Source organism: Streptomyces sp. NPDC050422, from assembly GCF_044458665.1.
Taxonomy (GTDB): domain Bacteria; phylum Actinomycetota; class Actinomycetes; order Streptomycetales; family Streptomycetaceae; genus Streptomyces.
Genome location: NZ_JBITIE010000001.1, coordinates 483,379 through 501,066, shown reverse-complemented (window position 1 = coordinate 501,066; position 17,688 = coordinate 483,379). Strand labels below are relative to the sequence as shown.

Below are 17,688 nucleotides of genomic sequence, written 5' to 3'. Positions count from 1 at the left end.
CCGTCTCAGCCCTGGTCGGGCCTCGCGGTGAAGAAGGGGGTCGCCTGGTGGTAGTAGAGCAGCCAGCCCGCGTCCGTGAGCCGCCACAGCGAACTGCGGTGGGCGCGCTTCCCCTTGACCTCGGAGTCGAAGGTGAGCTGGACGAGGTCTTCGGCGAGCTGGACCCCGCGCATCCGTGAGGCGGTGAGCTGCCCGGCCCGCGGGGCCTCCCCCGAGGTCAGCAGGGTGATGACCGTCGCACGGTCCCAGCACCGGCCGGTGGAGTCGACCATGTGGTAGTCGGGGTGCAGGAGCCGGACGAGGAGGTGGATGGAGGAGCGGACCGCCGGGTCGAGGAGGCGGAGTTCGCCCTCGACGGCCGCGGCCACGCCGGGGGCCGGCTCGCTCATGCCCGGTCTCCGGCCGTCCGCGCGGGTCCGTCGGCCGACGCGCGGGGCACGCCCGGGGCGTGCCTCCGGTGGCCGCTCCCGTTCGTCCGGGGCGACGGCACCGCGTACATCATCATGGGCACACCATAGGACGATCTTCCCGAGCCGGGCGGCCGCCGCGCCCCGTGGGGGAGGGCGCGGCGGCCACCCGGTCAGGGGGTGGCCCTGTTACTCAACGACCTTCAGCAGCTTGTTCGCCGTCCCTTCGGTGGCGTTGCTGATGGCGTCCGGGGTGGCTCCCTCGGTCAGCGCCGTCGAGACCTCCGCCGGGGTGGCGTCCGGGTGCCCTGCCAGGTAGACGGCGGCGGCACCGACGACGTGCGGGGTCGCCATGGACGTTCCGGAGATGGTGTTGGACGCGTCGTCGCTGTCGTTCCACGACGAGGTGATGTCCGAGCCCGGGGCGTAGATGTCGACGATCGAGCCGTAGTTGGAGAACGACGACTGCTCGTCGTCCACCGTGGAGGAGGCGACCGTGATCGCCTCCGGGACGCGGGACGGGGAGCCCCCGCCGGCGTCGCTCGACTCGTTCCCGGCGGCCACCGCGAACGTGACTCCGGAGGCGATGGCCTTCTGGACGGCCGCGTCGAGCGCCTCGTCCGCGCCGCCGCCGAGGCTCATGTTGGCGACGGACGGGCCCTGGTGGTTCTCGGTGACCCAGTCGATACCGGCGACGACCTGCTCAGTGGTGCCGGAGCCGGAGTCGTCGAGGACGCGGACGGCGACGATCTTGGCCTTCTTGGCGACGCCGTACGTCGCCCCGGCTATGGTGCCGGCCACGTGGGTGCCGTGGCCGTTGCCGTCGTCGGCGCTGTCATCGTTGTCCACGGCGTCGAAGCCCGAGCTGGCCCGGCCCTCGAACTCCTGGTGCGTGGTGCGGACTCCGGTGTCGATGACGTACGCGGTGACACCCTCGCCCGCGCTGTCCGGGTAGGTGTACGCGTTGTCGCCGGCGGTTTCGGCCTGGTCGATGCGGTCCAGGCCCCAGGACGGCGGGTTGTCCTGGGTGGCGCTGGCGTGGAACTTCTTGTTCTGGACGACCTTGGAGACGGCCGGGTCGGCGGCGAGGCGCTTGGCCTCGGTCTCCGAAAGGCCGCTGGCGGAGAAGCCGTTGATGGCGGAGCTGTAGTTGCGCTTCAGCTTGCCGCCGTACTCCTTGGCCAGCTCGGCCTTGTCGGCCTTGTGGTCCAGCATCACGATGTAGCTGCCGGAGACGGCGGTCGCCGCGTCGGCACCATAGATCTTGCCGGTCGCGGGGGCGGGTGCCGCTCCGGCGAACGGGCTGGCCATCAGGGTGACTCCGGCGGCTGCGGCCACTGCGGTGATGGCCGCGGTCAGCTTGAACCGGCGTGCGCGCTTGTGAATTGCCATGAAGAGGGATCTCCTCGTCATTCTTTGTGGGGGGATTGGCCCTCGGCCGGAAGATCTCCGGGGGCTGGTTCGAAACCCTTGCCGATTGACGCGCGCAGATCAAGACCTTCCCTGGGCCTGCGGCTTCCTGACCACGGTTTCGTCACAGGAAGTCGACCACCCACACCCAAGTCCGACACAATCACTGCCCGTTACCGGCTGCGCACCGCTGGCTGCACACCACGGCCCGCACCCCCGGAGACGGCACTGCGCCCCGCTCGTGACGCTTCATCACGAACGGGGCGGAGCCGGGCAGGTTCAGCGTCGGACGATGCGTACTCCTGTCACGCCCATCAGCCCGGCAAGGGGCACATCGGAGGCCGTCTGTGCCGGGTCCACCGTCAGACCGCCGTCCCGCACCATGCCGAGCAGCATCTCGGCGAGCGGCATCACCATGTGCCGCCCCCAGCAGCGCTCGGACTCGTGGCCGAAGGGCAGATAGCCGGGCTGATCGTCCGGGTCGAGACCGTCCCAGCGCTCGGGCCGGAACACATCGGGGTCCTCCCACAGCGCGGGGTCCCGGTGGCTCAGCAGCGGCAGGAGCAGGATGTCGTCGCGGGCCCCGATCCGGGGGGCGAGCGCGGGGTACTCCGGGGAAGCCCGGCGCAGGATGTTCCAGGACGGCGGCAGCAGTCGCATGGACTCGTACAGGATGTTCCGGTTCGAGGTCGCGTCGTCGAACGGAGCTCCGAGCCACAGCGCGTTGGCGACGAGTGTGGAGACGGTGAAGCAGACCGGGGCCGCGCCCCTGCGGTACAGGCCCATGGCATAACGGCGGTCGCCGTAGCCCTTGGCCTCGGCGGTCAGGCCCGCGATGGCGGAGACGGGGGCGCCCGGCCGGAGCCGCCCCGGCAGGGCAGCTCCGGCGACGATGACCGACCAGGTGAGCTTGGGCGTCAACTCCAGAGCCCGGTCCATGAGGATGCGAAGCCGGTAGGGATCGGCGCCGAGGATCAGGTCACGCAGATATACGTGGCCCACGTGCGGCCATTCGCCACGGAGGTCGGCACTCTCGGGAACGGGCTTCTTCAGGGCCGTCCGCACGTCGCGGCCGATGGCCTGCATCACGGTGGCGGCCTCGGCACGCGGAATGGACCGTCCGTGGAGGGGTTTGAACGTGGGGCGCTCATCCTCGGTGGCCGGCCTGGCGGCGAGGACGCGGTCGGTCAGGCCGGCCCCGGCGACGCCGACGGTGCCGGGGTCGAGCCGGAAGACCTCCTCGCCCCGGTGGTCTCGCAGGAGCGCCTGGAGTCTCGGCGCGAAGACGACGTCCCGGGCGCGGCTGCCGGTACCGGATATCTGCATCGTGGTCTCCAAGAAGCGGGAGGCACCCGTGCCCGGCGGGCCGGTGCGGCCACGCCGGGCACGGACTCCGGCCGAGGGCCCGTGACCCTCGGCCGGCTGGACTCGTATGCCGGTTTAGTACCAGTGGTACCAGGCGTACGCCTTCAGGCTCTTCTCCGGCGTCATCTTTTCCTTCAGCTGAAAAAGGAACTTCATAACAGCACCTCCACCTTTTACTTCGAGTTTGCTTTTTCAGGGCACGGCTTGACCTTGCTTGCGATACGGGATTCCCGTCTCGACAGGAATTCCGCACCACGGCTGACCGCCGAAAGGAGTACAGCCCAGAGCAATTGACGTTGTCAATGATCTCCTTGCCGCCAAAAGCGGCCGCGCGTTCCGTTTAAATCGACGCACCGCGGGCCAAGGAGAAGCCGCCCACTTCCCTTCGGCCATATCCGTAACCGCACGTCCCGGCAAGAGTGTGAAGAGACGGTTTCATGCCGATGATTGTCTGAATCACCAACGTTCAGGAACGACTTGCCACGACTTCGCGCGACACCCCGCGGCCGGCTCATCCACGCCTCGGCACGGAAAAAGAGACGTACCGGTCGGTAATTCGCTTCCGTTCCCGTCCGAAGTCACCGCTGATATCGGGCCAGCACCCGGTTCCCGTCCTCCACCAGACGCTTCCTCAGCTCACCGGCGTCGATCGCGCCGCTGTAGTACTCCTGGAGCGCGGGTGTGGCGACCTTGTCCTTCCACTCGGGGTAGCCGCGCACGGACTGGGCCGGCGCCGGCCGCAGCGCCGTCGCGAGGGCGGCGCCGGTCGCCCAGCCCCGGTCGGCGGTGTGCAGCGAGGGGTCGGCCAGAGCGGCCGTGCCGGTCGGCAGCATCCAGTCGCCCTTGGCCAGGCGCACCATGTTGGCGGGCCGCAGCAGGAAGTCGATGAACTCCACGGCCTCCTTCTTGTGCGGGCTGTCCTCGGCGACGGACAGGGTCTGCGGGCTCACTCCCTGGGCCAGCCCCTCGCTGCCGGCCGGGGCGGGCAGCACGGTCCACTCGAAGCCCTTCGGGGCCTGTTCGACGACCTGTTGGCGGTAGGAGAAGCCGAGCGGCACCATGGCGTACTTGCCGCCGAAGAGGCCGGGCAGTGTGTCGCCGCCGCCCATGCCGAGTGCGGTGCGGGCGGCGCTGTGGTCGGTGTTGACCTGGTCGCGGATGGTGCCCGGAACCACCTGGTCGCCCTCGCCCATCGTCACGGTCACCTGTCCGTCGGCGCCGCGGTGGAACAGCTCGCCGCCCGCCGAGAGGCCGAGGTTGAGGGAGACGGAGACCGGTTCCTTGAGCGGCCAGGCGACCCCGTAACGGCCCTTGCCCGTCAGCTCCTTGGTGACCTGACGGAACTCCGGCCAGCTCCAGGGCTTCTCGGGGGTCGGGATGCGGACCCCGGACGCCTTGAGGATCTTGGTGTTGGCGATCAGGACCCGTGGCTCCTGGAGGAACGGCACCCCGTAGACGCCGCCGTCGAAGGTGGCGGCCCGCCAGCTGCTTGCGGGGATGTCGTCGGTCAGCCGGTCCGGGAGGAGGGTGCGCAGATCGGCGAGGTAGCCGCCGTACGCGAAGTCCGCGAGGTCGTCGGAGGCGTCGTGGATGACGTCCGGGGCCTCGTTACCCTCGAAGGAGGTGAGGAGCTGGTCGTGGACACTGTCCCAACTGCCCTGGACGTACTGGACCTCGACGTCGGGATGGCTCGCGTTCCACTCCTTCACCAGCTGCTTGTTGATGTCGACGGATTCCTTCTGCCAGGCGAGCGACTGGAAACGGATCCGGATCTTCCCGTCCGCCCCGCCGTCGCCGTCCCCGGCGCACCCGGTGAGCAGCAGGGCCAGCGCGGTGGCCGCCGCCGCTGCCGTACGTACCACTTGGCGCATCAGCTCTTCACCGCCCCGGCCAGCATGCCGCCCGTGATCCGCCGCTGGATGACGGCGACGAGGACGAGCGAGGGGAGGGTGGCGAGGAAGGCCGCGGCGGCGAGCGGGCCGAGGTCGCTCGCGCCCTCCGCGCCCAGGAAGTGGGTCAGTACGACCGGCAAGGTCTGCTTCTCCGGTGTCTTGAGCAGGACGAGCGCGAAGAAGAACTCGTTCCACGCGGTGATGAACGCGAAGAGTGCGGTGGCGACGATCCCGGGAGCCAGCAGCGGGGCCGTGACCGAGACGAGTATCCGCAGCCGGCCGGCCCCGTCGACCGCCGCGGCCTCCTCCAGTTCGGGCGGCACGGCCCGTACGTAGCCGACCAGCATCCACAGCGCGAAGGGCAGTGCCCACACCACGTAGACCATGATCAGCCCCCACAGGGTGTTGATCAGATGCAGGTGCTTGAGGACCAGGAAGAGCGGAATGATCAGCAGGACGAAGGGGAACGCCTGGCTGACCACGACCCAGCCGGTGGCGGCCGTGGAGAGCCGTGAGCGGTGGCGGGCCATCACATAGGCCATCGGGGTCGCGATGACGACGGCGATGACGCCGGCCGAGAGCGCGGCGATCAGCGAGTTGACGGCGGCCCGGAGCAGCGGCTGCTCGTCGAAGGCCTGGCGGAAGTTGTCCAGCGTGGGGTGCTCGGGGATCCAGGTCGGGTGGAGGGATCCCAGTTCGGTCGCGGGTTTGAAGGCGGTGGAGATCAGCCACAGGAACGGGAAGGCCAGGAAGACCAGATAGCAGAGCAGCGCGAGGTACTGTCCGGCGCGTGCGGGCCTGCTGGTGCGCAGACTCATCGGTCCTCGCCTCCCCTGAGCCGCCCGGCGAGGTACACGGCGAGGATCACGGAGATCACCGCGACCATCACACAGCCCATCGCCGCGGCGTAGCCGAACTGTCCGTACCGGAAGGCCTCTTCGTACGCGAAGAGCATCGGCAGCCGGGTGCGGCCGCCGGGGCCTCCGTTGGTCAGCACGTAGACCAGGGCGAAGGCGTTGAAGTTCCAGATGAAGTTGAGGGCGGTGATGGAGAGGGCGACGGGTCTGAGCGCGGGCCAGGTGACGGTACGGAACCGGCGCCAGGCGCCCGCGCCGTCCAGGGCGGCGGCCTCGTGGAGTTCGTGCGGGGTGTTCTGGAGCCCGGCCAGCAGGGCGACCGTGGTCTGCGGCATCCCGGCCCAGACCCCGACGAGGATCACCGCGGGCAGTGCCGTGGCGAGGCCGGTCAGCCAGTCCCGGCCGTCGCCGAGTCCCAGGTCGCGGATGGTCTCGTTGAGGATGCCGGCGTCCGGGTTGTAGACCAGGCGCCACATGATGCCGACGACGACCTCGGGCATCGCCCACGGGATGATGGCCAGGGCGCGGGCCAGCCAGCGCATCCGCAGGTTCTCGTTGAGCAGGAGCGCGAGGCCGAGTGCCAGGACGAACTGCGGGACGGTGACGCCGACCGCCCAGACCAGGCCGATCCGGAACGACTCCCAGAACAGTCCGTCGTGGAGCAGGTCCTGGAAGTTCAGTACGCCGACCCACTGGGTGGACCGGGTACGGCCCGACTGGGCGTCGGTGAAGGCCAGCGCGATGCCGTAGAGCAGTGGCCCGACACTCAGGATCAGGATCGGGATCAGGGCGGGCAGCACCAGGAACCAGGTTCCGGCGTTCCGGTTGATCTGCCCGGACTGCTTGCCGCGCGGGCTGCCCGGCGGGCCGTGCCGTCCGGACTGCACGGTTACATTCGCCAATGCCATGGATTGACCCCCTTGCGTCATTCGACCGGCTTTATACCGTTCTGGCCGCTCAGGTGGCCTCCGCCATCGTGCTGACGGTCCGCCAGTTCGTCAAGGTGGCCTGCACGGATGCGAAAATCGGATCCATGAACGAGATGCGAGCGCGCGAGGTGCTGACCGCCGCCGGACTGCCCGGCGACGCACAGCTGATCGCACTGGGCGAGAACGCGGTGTTCGCCGTGGGCGACCTGGTCGTCAAGATCGGCCGGGACGCCGTACGGAGCCCGGAGCTACGGGACCGGGCGGAGCGCGAGGTGGCCGTGGCACAGTGGCTCGCCGCGTCCGGCATCCCCGCCGTGCGGGCGGCCGAGCCCGGGGCGCGGCTGGTCGAGGGCCACCCCGTGACGCTGTGGCACCGGCTGCCGGACGCGGTGCGGGCCGCCGAACCGCGGGATCTGGCACCACTGCTGAGGGCGGTGCACGCGCTGCCGGCCCCGGAGGGCCTCACCCTGCCCCGCCGGGAACTGCTGGGCGGCGTCGAGCGGTGGCTGGGCCTGGCCGGCGAGGCGATCGACCCGGCCGATGCCGCGTATCTGCGCGAGCGCCGCGACGGCTTCGCGGTGGCGGCTGCCGGCCTGATCCCCCATCTGCCTCCGGGCCCGATCCACGGCGACGCGCTCGCGCGCAACGTCCACGTCGGTCCGGACGGCCCGGTCCTGGTGGACCTGGAGACCTTCTCCACGGATCTGCGCGAGCACGACCTGGTGGTGCTCGCCCTGTCCCGCGACCGGTACGGACTGGCGGCCGAGGCCTATGAGGCGTTCACCTCGGCGTACGGGTGGGACGTGCGGGAGTGGGACGGATGCGCGGTGCTGCGCGGGGCGCGGGAGACGGCGAGCTGCGCATGGGTCGCGCAGCACGCCCCGGTCAACCCGAAGGCACTCGACGAGTTCCGCCGCCGGGTGGCGTCCCTGCGGGACGGCGACGCGGCGGTGCGGTGGTATCCGTTCTGAGCGTTTTGTCCTCAAGCGCCGGACGGGCTCGACTTCACCTCGCGCACCGGCTGCCGTACCGGCCAGCGGTCGTCGATGACCGCGTCGGCCGTGCCCTTGCGGCGCAGGAACTGCTGGAAGTCGGCGGCCCACTCCGCGTACCAGGTGATCTGGCGCTCGTGCAGCTCCGGGGCGGTCAGCGCGGCCACCGAGCCGTGCCGTGCGGCTATCGCGTACGCCACGCGCACCGCCGCCAGCGCGTCCGCCCCCGCGTCGTGCGCTCCCCCGTGGACCACGCCGTACTCGACGCAGACCGCCTCGAGGTTGCGCTTGCCCTTGCGGTAGCGGTCGACGGCACGGTCGATCGTGTACGGGTCGATCACCGGCCCGATCCCCTCCCCGTCGAGCCGGTCGCTGAGCGAGGGCAGCCCGTGGCGGCGCAACTCGGCCGTCAGCAACGTCAGGTCGAAGGCCGCGTTGTACGCGACGACCGGGACGCCGCGGCGCCAGTACCCGGTCAGGGTGTCGGCGATCTCGTCGGCCACCTCGCGCACCGGCCGGCCCTCCGCCGCCGCCCGCTCGCTGCTGATGCCGTGGATCGCCGAGGCCTGTGCGGGAATCCTGATCCCCGGATCGGCCAGCCAGCTGTGCCGGCTCACCGGCTCACCGTCCTGGCCGTCCACACGGACGACCGCGGCCGTCACGATCCTGGCCTCCAGCGGTTCCGTACCCGTCGTCTCCAGGTCGAAGCCGACCAGCGCGTGCCGGTGCCAGCTCATCCCGTACCTCCTTCGTGGTGCTCCCCCAGATGACGACCACCCTCGCACGGGGCACTGACAACGAGGCGGGACGGTCCCTCAGGAGACCGGCCGGGAGTCCGTCCACACGGACTCGAACTCCTCGCGGTACGTCTCGAAGAGCCCGCCCTCGCTGTCCTGGCCGGCCCGGACCACCGCCCGCCCGCCGCCCCGCAGCACCAGCACCGGCGCCTCCATGCCGCGCGCCCGGCGCAGGTACGTCTGGACGACCCCCACCGCGTCGGCGCCGTCACCGTCCACCAGATAGGCGGTGAAGCGCGGCGTCTCGTCGAAGACATGGATCTCGAAGGCGCCCGGGTCGCGCAGCTTGGAGCGGACCCGGCGCATGTGGAGGATGTTCATCTCCACCGACCGGCTCAGCTCGCCCTTCTTGAGGCCGAGCTCCCGCTCCCGGCGCTTGACCGCGCTGCTGGCCGGATTGATGAAGAGCAGCCGGACCCGGCAGCCCGACTCGGCCAGCCGGATCAGCCGGCGCCCGGAGAAGTTCTGCACCAGCAGGTTGAGCCCTATCCCGATCGCGTCCAGCCGGCGCGAGCCGCCGAAGAGGTCCTCGGCGGGCAGCTGGCGCTGGAGCCGCACCCGGTCGGGGTGGACGGAGACCACGTCCGCGTACCGGTCGCCGACGAGCTCCTCCACGGCGTCGACCGGGAGCCGGTCGGCGGACGGGACGGCCGCGCCGCTGCCGAGGATCTCCAGCAGCCGGGCGGAGGCCCGCTCGGCCTGCGCCAGCACCGCCTCGTTGAGGGCACGGTTGCGGGAGACCACGTTGCGGGCGACCTCCAGCTCGTCCAGCGCCAGCTCGACGTCACGACGGTCGTCGAAGTACGGCTCGAAGCAGGGCCAGTGCTGCACCATCAGCTCGCGCAGCTGCGGCAGCGTGAGGAAGCTCAGGACGTTGTCGTCGGCCGGGTCGAGCAGATAGCCCTTGCGCCGGGACACCTCCCGCACGGCGACGGCACGCTGCACCCACTCCTGCCCGGCGGGCCCCGCCGCGGCCACCACCCAGTCCTCGCCGTGGACCGGTTCGTAGATGGGCCGGAGCACCGCGGCGACGACGGCGCGCAGCCGCTGCTCCACGAGATTCAGCCAGATGTAGGCGCGCCCGGCCCGCTGGGCGCGCGTGCGCACCTCGCTCCAGGCCTCCGCGCCCCAGTCCAGCTCCGCACCGATCTCCAGGGGCTGCGCCAGCGAGACCGCCCCGGGCGGGACATCGGCCAGATCCCCCTCGTGACCCGTGTCACCTGGGGGCAGCTCGAACCCTCCCGAGCTCACCCGCGCACCGCCTTCCACTCCCCCACCAACGATCAAGGAAGGGTACTCCGCGAGCGGGAGCCGGTGCAGCCGGATGCGCAGGCTCCTTTCCCAACTCCCCTACTGCGCATGCTCGTTCCGTGCGCCGAGATAGGCCGGAGTGAGCGGATTCATAGTGATTAAACACCCCACTCCAAGCCGCATTCCGGACAACCGGCCGGGCGCGGTGCCGGATTCCGGTTCCGGGCGACACGGACGGGCCCGATGTTGACCGGTGCCGGGCGACGTCCGCGACGCCGCCCCCCGTTTGCCGTCCGGTCCTAGGTAAGGGCCGCCCTTTCGGGGAAGATCTGCACCAGGGAGCCCGCATTCCCCAGGCAACCGCATCAGAGTGGAAGAGTCGAAACCTATGCAGGTCTGGCCGGGACAGGCGTACCCCCTCGGTGCCACGTACGACGGCGCCGGGACCAACTTCGCGGTCTTCTCGGAGGCCGCCCACCGAATCGAGTTGTGCCTGCTGCACGACGACGGCTCCGAGACGGCGGTGGAGCTGCGAGAGACCGACGCCTTCGTCCGCCATGCCTATCTGCCCGGGGTGATGCCCGGTCAGCGGTACGGATTCAGGGTGCACGGTCCGTACGAGCCGCAGCGCGGCGCCCGCTGCAATTCCGCCAAGCTGCTCCTGGATCCGTACGCACGGGCGGTCTCCGGGCAGATCCAGTGGGGCGAGGCGGTGTACGGCTATCCGTTCGGCCGGCCCGACGCGCGCAACGACCTCGACTCGGCGCCGCACACGATGTCCTCGGTCGTGGTCAACCCGTACTTCGACTGGGGCGACGACCGGCGGCCCCGTACGGACTACCACCGCACGGTGATCTACGAGGCCCATGTGAAGGGCCTGACGATGCTCCATCCCGGGCTGCCGAAGGAGCTGCGCGGCACGTACGCCGGGCTGGCCCATCCTGAGGTCATCGCGCATCTGACGGAGCTCGGCGTCACGGCCATCGAATTAATGCCGGTGCACCAGTTCGTCCAGGACCACCGGCTGGCAGACGCGGGGCTCGCCAACTACTGGGGTTACAACACCATCGGCTTCTTCGCCCCGCACAACGCCTACGCCTCCTGGGGCGACCGGGGCGAGCAGGTGCTGGAGTTCAAGCAGGCGGTGCGCGCCCTGCACCAGGCCGGCATCGAGGTGATCCTCGACGTGGTCTACAACCACACGGCGGAGGGCAACCACCTGGGGCCGACGCTGTCCTTCCGGGGGCTGGACAACGCCTCGTACTACCGGCTCGCCGACGACCAGCGCTACTACATGGACACGACGGGGACCGGGAACTCCCTGCTGATGCGCTCCCCGCACGTGCTCCAGCTGATCATGGACTCGCTGCGCTACTGGGTGACCGAGATGCACGTGGACGGATTCCGCTTCGACCTGGCGGCCACGCTGGCCCGGCAGTTCCACGAGGTGGACCGGCTGTCGTCGTTCTTCGACCTGGTGCAGCAGGACCCGGTGGTCAGCCAGGTGAAGCTGATCGCCGAACCGTGGGACGTGGGCGAGGGCGGCTACCAGGTGGGGAACTTCCCGCCGCTGTGGACCGAGTGGAACGGCAAGTACCGGGACACGGTCCGGGACCTGTGGCGCGGCGAGCCCCGGACGCTGGCCGAGTTCGCCGGCCGGCTGACGGGCTCCTCCGACCTGTACCAGGACGACGGGCGCCGGCCCCTCGCCTCGATCAACTTCGCCACCTGTCACGACGGGTTCACCCTGCACGACCTGGTCTCGTACAACGACAAGCACAACGAGGCCAACGGCGAGGGCAACCGGGACGGCGAGAGCCACAACCGGTCCTGGAACTGCGGCGTGGAGGGCGAGACGGACCGGCCCGAGGTGCTTGAGCTGCGCGAGCGCCAGATGCGCAACTTCATCGCCACGCTGATGCTGTCCCAGGGCGTGCCGATGCTGAGTCACGGCGACGAGTTCGGCCGTACGCAGCGGGGCAACAACAACGGTTACTGCCAGGACAGCGAGTTGTCCTGGGTGCACTGGCCCGACCCCGCCGGGGCGGCGGGGGACGACGGTGACGGTGACGACGAGGAGCCGGACGGGCAGGAAGGCAGCGGCCTCGGCAGCAGTCTGCTGGAGTTCACCCGGGCGATGGTGTGGCTGCGCCGCGACCATCCCGTCTTCCGGCGCCGGCGGTTCTTCCACGGGCGCCCTGTGGAGGGTACGCACGACGAGCTCTCGGACATCGCGTGGTTCACGCCCGAGGGCCAGGAGATGACCCAGCGGGACTGGCAGGCGGCGCATGCCAAGGCGCTGACGGTCTTCCTGAACGGGCACGCCATCTCGGAGCCCGGCCCGCGCGGGGAGCGGATCTCCGACGACTCGTTCCTGCTGATGTTCAACGCGAGCGCCGAGACGCTGGAATTCGCCGTTCCGGTCAATCACGGCAGGCAGTGGCTGGCGGTCGTCGACACGGCCCGCCCGGACGGGGTGCTGACCGGTGCCGGACCGAAGGTGGCGGCGGGCGATCGGGTGACACTGGTGGGACGGAGCATGGTGGTGCTTCAGCGGCCGGCATGAGGGAGCGGGCGCCGCCGGTCGTGCACTTGTCCGTGCCCGAGTGACACAGGTGGCCCGGATCTGGGTACGAACGTTGCCATGACGCCTTCCGCCACGTACCGGCTCCAGCTCCAGCCGGAGTTCCCGTTCTCGGCCGCCGAGGACGCCGTGCCGTATCTCGCCTCGCTCGGCGTCTCCCATCTGCACCTGTCCCCGGTGCTCGAGGCCGTACCCGGCTCGCTGCACGGCTACGACGTCGTCGACCACAGCCGGGTACGCGCCGAGCTGGGCGGCGAGGAGGGGCTCCGCCGGCTGGCGCGCACCGCGCGCGAGCACGGGCTCGGCCTCGTCCTGGACATCGTGCCGAACCACATGGCCGCCGACCCCCGGCACAACCACGCGCTGCGCGAGGTGCTGCGCGAGGGGCCCGCCTCCCCGTACGCCCGCTGGTTCGACATCGACTGGGCCGCGGGCGACGGGCGGATCCTGCTGCCCGTACTCGCCGGACGGATCGGCGAGGAGATCGACCGGCTGCGGGTCGACGGGGACGTGCTGCGCTACGGCGAGCAGGAGTTCCCGCTGCGGGCCGGCACCGCCCACCTCGGTCTGCCCGAGCTGCTGGACGCCCAGCACTACCGGCTCGGCTGGTGGCGGCTGGCCCGCACCGAGCTGAACTACCGGCGCTTCTTCACCATCTCGGAGCTGATCGGGGTGCGGGTGGAGGACCCCGAGGTCTTCGCCGCCGCCCACGCCAAGGTCCTGGAGCTGGTACGGGACGGGGTCGTGGACGGCCTGCGGATCGACCACCCTGACGGGCTCGCCGACCCGTCCGGCTATCTGGAGCGGCTCTCCGTGGCGAGCGGCGGGGTGTGGACGATGGTGGAGAAGGTCCTCACCGGTCCCGAGCCGCTGCCCGCGGGCTGGGCCGTCGCCGGGACGACGGGGTACGACGCGCTGCACCGGATCGACGGGCTCTTCCTCGACCCGGTGGGCGCGGCCGAGCTGCTGAACGGCTACCGCGAGTACGCGTCCCCGACAGGCGACCGGGGAGGCTACTGGACAGCGACCGTGCGCCGGGCCGCGTACCGGGTCGTCACCCATGAGCTGGCCGCCGAGACCGAGCTGCTGACCCGGCTCGCCTCACGCATCTGCGCCGGTGACCCCGCACTGCGCGACCACGCCCCCTGGGCCCTGCACACCGCGGTGCGCGAACTACTGGTCCGGGTCCCGGTCTACCGCCCGTACGTGACGGCGGGCGGCCCCTGCTCACAGACGGCCGCGGCGACGTTCGACGCGGTCGCGGTGAGCAGTGCCAAGGCGGCGTTCCCGGTACGGGAGGAGGCCTCGGCCGTCGACGTGGTGCGGGAGCTGGCCCTGGGGCGGTTCGGCGCGGGCGAGGACCGGGCGGCGTTCTGCGCCCGGTTCGCCCAGACCGCGTCGGCGTTGCGCGCCAAGGCGGTCGAGGACACGGCGTACTACCGGTACGTGCCGCTGCTCTCGGCCAACGAGGTGGGCGGCGATCCGGGGCGGCCGGCGGTGGCTCCGGAGGAGTTCCACGCCTTCTGCGCGCGGCTCGCCCGCGACTGGCCCGCCACCGGAACGGCGCTGACGACGCATGACACCAAGCGCAGCGCCGACGTCCGGGCGGGGATCGCCGTGCTGTCGCAGTGCCCCGGGCGGTGGACGGAGCTGCTCGCCGAACTGACGCGGACGGCCCCCTCCGCCCCCGACCCGCAACTCGCCTGGGAAGCGTGGCAGACGGCGCTCGGCTGTGTGGGGTTCCCGCCCGGGGAGCAGGCCGCACGGCTGGAGCCCGCGCTGCTCAAGGCGGCGCGCGAGTCGGGGCTGTTCACCAGCTGGACGGAGCCGGACCCGTTGTACGAGCGGGTGGCGACGGACTTCGTCGCCGCAGGTCCGGCCACCGGCACCGGTCCGGCGCGGGCGCTCCTGGAACGGTTCGCGGCGACGCTCGCCCCGCATGTGCGGGCCCAGGTGCTGGGCGCGGCACTGGTGCACCTGACGATGCCGGGGGTGCCGGATCTCTACCAGGGCACGGAGCGGGAGTACCTGGCGCTGGTCGACCCGGACAACCGGCAGCCGTTCCGGCAGCCGCCCGACGGGGCGCCGGCCGACGAGAAGGGCGCGCTCACCGAGACGGCGCTGCGGCTGCGGCGGGAGCGGCCCGAGGTGTTCGGCGAGTCGGGTACGTACGCCCCGCTGACCGTCTCCGGACCGGCGGCGGCGCACGCTCTGGCCTTCTGCCGTTCCGGCGAGGTGGTCACCGCGGTCACCCGGCTGTCGTTGCGGCTGGCGGAGTCGGGCGGCTGGCGCGGGACGGAGCTGGCGCTGCCGGACGACGGGGTGTGGCGCGATCTGCTCACGCCGGGCCGGAAGTTCTCCGGCGGGAGGGTGTCGGTGGCGGAGCTGTTCGCGGAGCGGCCGGTGGCGCTGCTCCGCCGGTCGGCCTAGGGACGGACGAGAAGGGAGCGCGGGCCCCGGGTGAGCAGACCGGTGGCCGCCGGGCGGAAGCCGTCCGCCCAGCGCAGGGCGGGCATCGCTTCGAGCAGGGCACGCAGGCCCTGCTCGGCCTCCAGCCGGCCGAGCAGCACGGCGGGGCAGCCCGCGGGACCGGGTGTGTCGCGGTCCTGGTCGCGGCGGAACGGGTCGAACACGTCCGGTGCGGCGAACCGTTCCGGGTCACGGCCCGCCGAGCCGACCAGACAGGCGACGGGCGCCCGCGCGGGCAGGGTGCCGCCGCTGAGGGTGACCTCGGTGACGGTGCGGCGCAGCACGACCTGGACGGGCGGGTCGCGGCGCAGGGACTCGGTCCAGGCCCGGCCGGCGAGCGCGGGTTCGATGCGCATGACGGCCATCAGGTCCGGATCGTCGAGCAGATTGGCGAGGAACGAGGCGAGCGCGGTCTCGCGCAGCGCGGTGTGCCGGGTGCAGGGGGCCGCCTCGGTGGCCGTGCCGGTGCGGGTGCCCGTGCGCGCTCCGGCGGGCAGCCAGCGGCAGAACTCCTCGACGAGATCGGCCTGCGGGCGTCCGGCGATGCGACGGGCCAGCACATAGGCGGTCCGCTCGACGCGTGCGGCCAGATGCCCGGGCACGGAGCCGGCCGGCACCGCGTACCGGTCGCGGGGCAGGCAGCGGGAGTTCCCGTGGCAGAGGCCGAGCGGGGCCGGTCCGCCCCGGGGTGCTCCGTCGTGCGGGAAGCCCGCGAACCTCGGGTCGGTGAGGGCGGCGGCCACGTCGTCGTACCGGCTGACCAGCCAGGCGCCCAGCGGCGCGTCGTAGACGAGCGGGTACTCCTCACGGAGCACCCGGTAGAGCCGGTACGGGTCGTGGGCCGCGCCCGGCGCGAGGAGACTGGGGCCGCCGCCGGCACGGGCCGCGCGGCGGGGCCGTGCGGACGGGCGCCGAACGGTGCCGCGTTCGGGCGAGGGCGTCGGGGCCGGTATGTCTCCGGGCGTGTCTGCCTGCATGGCGTACCCCCCGGTTGTCCGGTGCGCCGGTGCGCGGCGCGGTCCCTGTCAGGGGATCACCTGAACGGTCCCTCCGCAGTCGGCGTACGGCCGTCCGGGTGACGGGGCAGTCAGCGTGCTGCACGGCACAGCGGGCGGACAGGGCTCAGCCGATGTCCTCGAACGCGGGGCGCCTGCCCGCGCTGCGCCGCACGAATCCGCGCAGGCCGGCCAGGAACGTGATGCACGTCCAGCCGACGACGCCCATGACGAGAGTGCCGGGCTGACCGCCGGAATCGACATGGGAGGCGGCATCCAGCGGGACGACACCCTTCGGATCGCTGATGACCTCGATCCTGTCGCCCACCCCCCAGTCCGGGTGGTCCTCGTCGTAGTCCAGGGTCTCCTTGAGCTCACCCAGCCTGCCCTCGAGCGTGAAGCGGTGATTGATTCGATCCGCCGTTCGCCGCAGCACTGTCGGCGGTGATGCGCACGGTCTCGCGCACGCCCGGCCGTCCAGCGTGACCTCAGGGGCGTACTGGACCGAGCGCACGAGCACGAACACCGCCGGCAGGAAGGAGAGGACGGCGAGCCACCACGCACAGTGGAGGAACCGCAGGACGATCGCGAAGACGATGCACCCGATGAGGCCGATGACGATCGGGATGGCATCCGTGCCCAACGCGAGATAGGAGATGCCCGTGTTGACCGCGGCGACGACCCAGCCGAGCACCACCACGGCAAGTGTGAACAGGAAATACGTCCCCCGGGCCACAGCCGGGCTCTCCGCCTTCTTCATGTCCACCGCAGTCGTCGGGGCAGCATGGACAACCGGCCCGCCACCACCTCGGCCCGCCTCCCCCGGGCCAAGGAGTGCGCGGCGCGGGGCAACGCCGGTGGGCCGTCGAGGTGGGGACGACCGGGACGAGGTCCTCCGACCGGGACGACCGCTCCTCCGGACCGGTGCGGGAACGGCGGGCCGGCGGCGAGGCCTTCCTCAGCCCGGGGGGGGCCGTGGGCTGCACCCGCAGGCGTGAACGCGGCACTTACGCGGGCGGCCGGAGCGCGGGTGCGGAGAGCCGGAAGGTCATCCTGCCGAAGCTCACCTGGTCCCCCTCGCGCACCGACACCGCCCCCGTGACGCGCTGCCCGTTGACGCAGGTGCCGTTGGTCGAGCCCAGGTCGCGCAGCTGCCACCGGCCGCCGTGCGCGGTCAGTTCGGCATGCATCCGGGACACCGTCTCGTGGCTGAGGCGGAGCCCGTTGCCCGGGTCGCGGCCGATGCGCAGGGGGTGCGGACTCGGCGCCGGGAGCAGGAGCTTGGGCAGCCGCTCGGCACGCCACGCCCTGCGCACCCGCTCGGGGAAGCCGGAGACGCCGCTCACGGCCCGGAACAGCTGTCGCGACCAGCGGCCGTCGCGCTCCAGGTCGGCGGTGAGCGCGTCCAGTTCCTCGGAACGGCTGGCGGTCAGGGCCAGTTCCATGCGCCGCATGAAGGTGTCGTGGGAGAGCTTGCCCTGGGCCGCGCCCTCTCTGAGCACACCGAGAACACGGTCGCGCTGGGCGTCGGACAGCCGCGCGGGGTACGTGTGGGACTCGAAGGAGGACGTCACAGGGCCAATTGTCGGGCCGACCGCCCCGGAGTGTCCAGAACAACGGCGCTTTCCGCCCCCTGACCTGCGCGGCCCCGGAAATATCCGGGGCGCCGCGCGCCCGGCGTTGCTACTGTCGGCCGCCGCGCCGTCCCGGCGACCGCCGGGGCGGGACCGTACACCGTGG

15 protein-coding genes are annotated in these 17,688 nt (G+C 71.5%); 3 read left to right on the top strand and 12 right to left on the bottom strand.

Translation table 11 applies throughout. The annotated features are described in order from the left end of the window. Positions 1-5: 5 nt before the first annotated feature. The 7 genes from ACIBJG_RS02130 to ACIBJG_RS02100 all read right to left on the bottom strand — a co-directional run bounded on the left by ACIBJG_RS02130 (position 6) and on the right by ACIBJG_RS02100 (position 6,839). Positions 6-389 carry a DUF4440 domain-containing protein gene (locus tag ACIBJG_RS02130; RefSeq protein ID WP_399302962.1) on the bottom strand — a complete coding sequence of 128 codons (384 nt, stop codon included), beginning with the start codon at positions 387-389 and terminating at the stop codon, positions 6-8. A 207-nt stretch (positions 390-596) separates the two neighbouring features. Further along, entirely contained in the window at positions 597-1,799 is a 1,203-nt protein-coding gene (locus tag ACIBJG_RS02125; RefSeq protein WP_399302960.1) for a S8 family peptidase, read from the bottom strand. A gap of 297 nt (positions 1,800-2,096) precedes the next feature. After that, on the bottom strand, positions 2,097-3,143 hold the full coding sequence (locus tag ACIBJG_RS02120; protein WP_399302958.1) for a cytochrome P450: 1,047 nt from the start codon (positions 3,141-3,143) through the stop codon (positions 2,097-2,099). 114 nt (positions 3,144-3,257) lie between these two features. Continuing rightward, the gene (locus ACIBJG_RS02115) at positions 3,258-3,338 is read right to left on the bottom strand and encodes a tryptorubin family RiPP precursor (protein WP_351388671.1); all 81 of its coding nucleotides are present in this window, start codon (positions 3,336-3,338) and stop codon (positions 3,258-3,260) included. A gap of 422 nt (positions 3,339-3,760) precedes the next feature. Further along, positions 3,761-5,053 carry an ABC transporter substrate-binding protein gene (locus ACIBJG_RS02110; RefSeq protein WP_399302956.1) on the bottom strand — a complete coding sequence of 431 codons (1,293 nt, stop codon included), beginning with the start codon at positions 5,051-5,053 and terminating at the stop codon, positions 3,761-3,763. After that, complete coding sequence (locus tag ACIBJG_RS02105; protein WP_399302954.1) at positions 5,053-5,892, bottom strand: carbohydrate ABC transporter permease; 840 nt, start codon at positions 5,890-5,892, stop codon at positions 5,053-5,055. The genes ACIBJG_RS02110 and ACIBJG_RS02105 overlap by 1 nt, the downstream gene beginning before the upstream one ends. Next, positions 5,889-6,839 (bottom strand): carbohydrate ABC transporter permease, encoded by a 951-nt coding sequence (locus ACIBJG_RS02100; protein ID WP_399302952.1) that lies wholly within the window; start codon positions 6,837-6,839, stop codon positions 5,889-5,891. The genes ACIBJG_RS02105 and ACIBJG_RS02100 overlap by 4 nt, the downstream gene beginning before the upstream one ends. Before the next feature lie 125 nt (positions 6,840-6,964). Between ACIBJG_RS02100 and ACIBJG_RS02095 the strand changes: the two genes are divergently transcribed. Next, positions 6,965-7,831: a phosphotransferase enzyme family protein gene (locus ACIBJG_RS02095; protein ID WP_399302950.1), complete on the top strand. Its 867-nt coding sequence runs from the start codon at positions 6,965-6,967 to the stop codon at positions 7,829-7,831. 11 nt (positions 7,832-7,842) lie between these two features. On the opposite strand, the gene ACIBJG_RS02090 is transcribed toward ACIBJG_RS02095, so the two are convergent. Then, the gene (locus ACIBJG_RS02090; protein WP_399302948.1) at positions 7,843-8,589 is read right to left on the bottom strand and encodes a 3'-5' exonuclease; all 747 of its coding nucleotides are present in this window, start codon (positions 8,587-8,589) and stop codon (positions 7,843-7,845) included. Positions 8,590-8,667: 78 nt separating this feature from the next. Next, the gene (locus ACIBJG_RS02085; RefSeq protein WP_399302946.1) at positions 8,668-9,900 is read right to left on the bottom strand and encodes an SAV2148 family HEPN domain-containing protein; all 1,233 of its coding nucleotides are present in this window, start codon (positions 9,898-9,900) and stop codon (positions 8,668-8,670) included. Between the two features lie 388 nt (positions 9,901-10,288). Between ACIBJG_RS02085 and glgX the strand changes: the two genes are divergently transcribed. Then, positions 10,289-12,466 (top strand): glycogen debranching protein GlgX, encoded by a 2,178-nt coding sequence (glgX, locus tag ACIBJG_RS02080; protein ID WP_399302943.1) that lies wholly within the window; start codon positions 10,289-10,291, stop codon positions 12,464-12,466. 78 nt (positions 12,467-12,544) lie between these two features. After that, entirely contained in the window at positions 12,545-14,914 is a 2,370-nt protein-coding gene (gene treY, locus ACIBJG_RS02075; RefSeq protein ID WP_399302941.1) for a malto-oligosyltrehalose synthase, read from the top strand. Here the strand turns inward: treY and ACIBJG_RS02070 are convergent. The 3 genes from ACIBJG_RS02070 to ACIBJG_RS02060 form a co-directional block, all read right to left on the bottom strand. After that, positions 14,911-15,930 carry a cytochrome P450 gene (locus tag ACIBJG_RS02070; protein ID WP_399302939.1) on the bottom strand — a complete coding sequence of 340 codons (1,020 nt, stop codon included), beginning with the start codon at positions 15,928-15,930 and terminating at the stop codon, positions 14,911-14,913. The genes treY and ACIBJG_RS02070 overlap by 4 nt on opposite strands. 145 nt (positions 15,931-16,075) lie before the next feature. Continuing rightward, positions 16,076-16,708, bottom strand: coding sequence for a hypothetical protein (locus tag ACIBJG_RS02065; protein ID WP_399302937.1), 633 nt, complete (start codon positions 16,706-16,708; stop codon positions 16,076-16,078). A 247-nt stretch (positions 16,709-16,955) separates the two neighbouring features. Further along, positions 16,956-17,522 (bottom strand): FHA domain-containing protein, encoded by a 567-nt coding sequence (locus ACIBJG_RS02060; RefSeq protein WP_399302935.1) that lies wholly within the window; start codon positions 17,520-17,522, stop codon positions 16,956-16,958. Positions 17,523-17,688 lie beyond the last annotated feature (166 nt).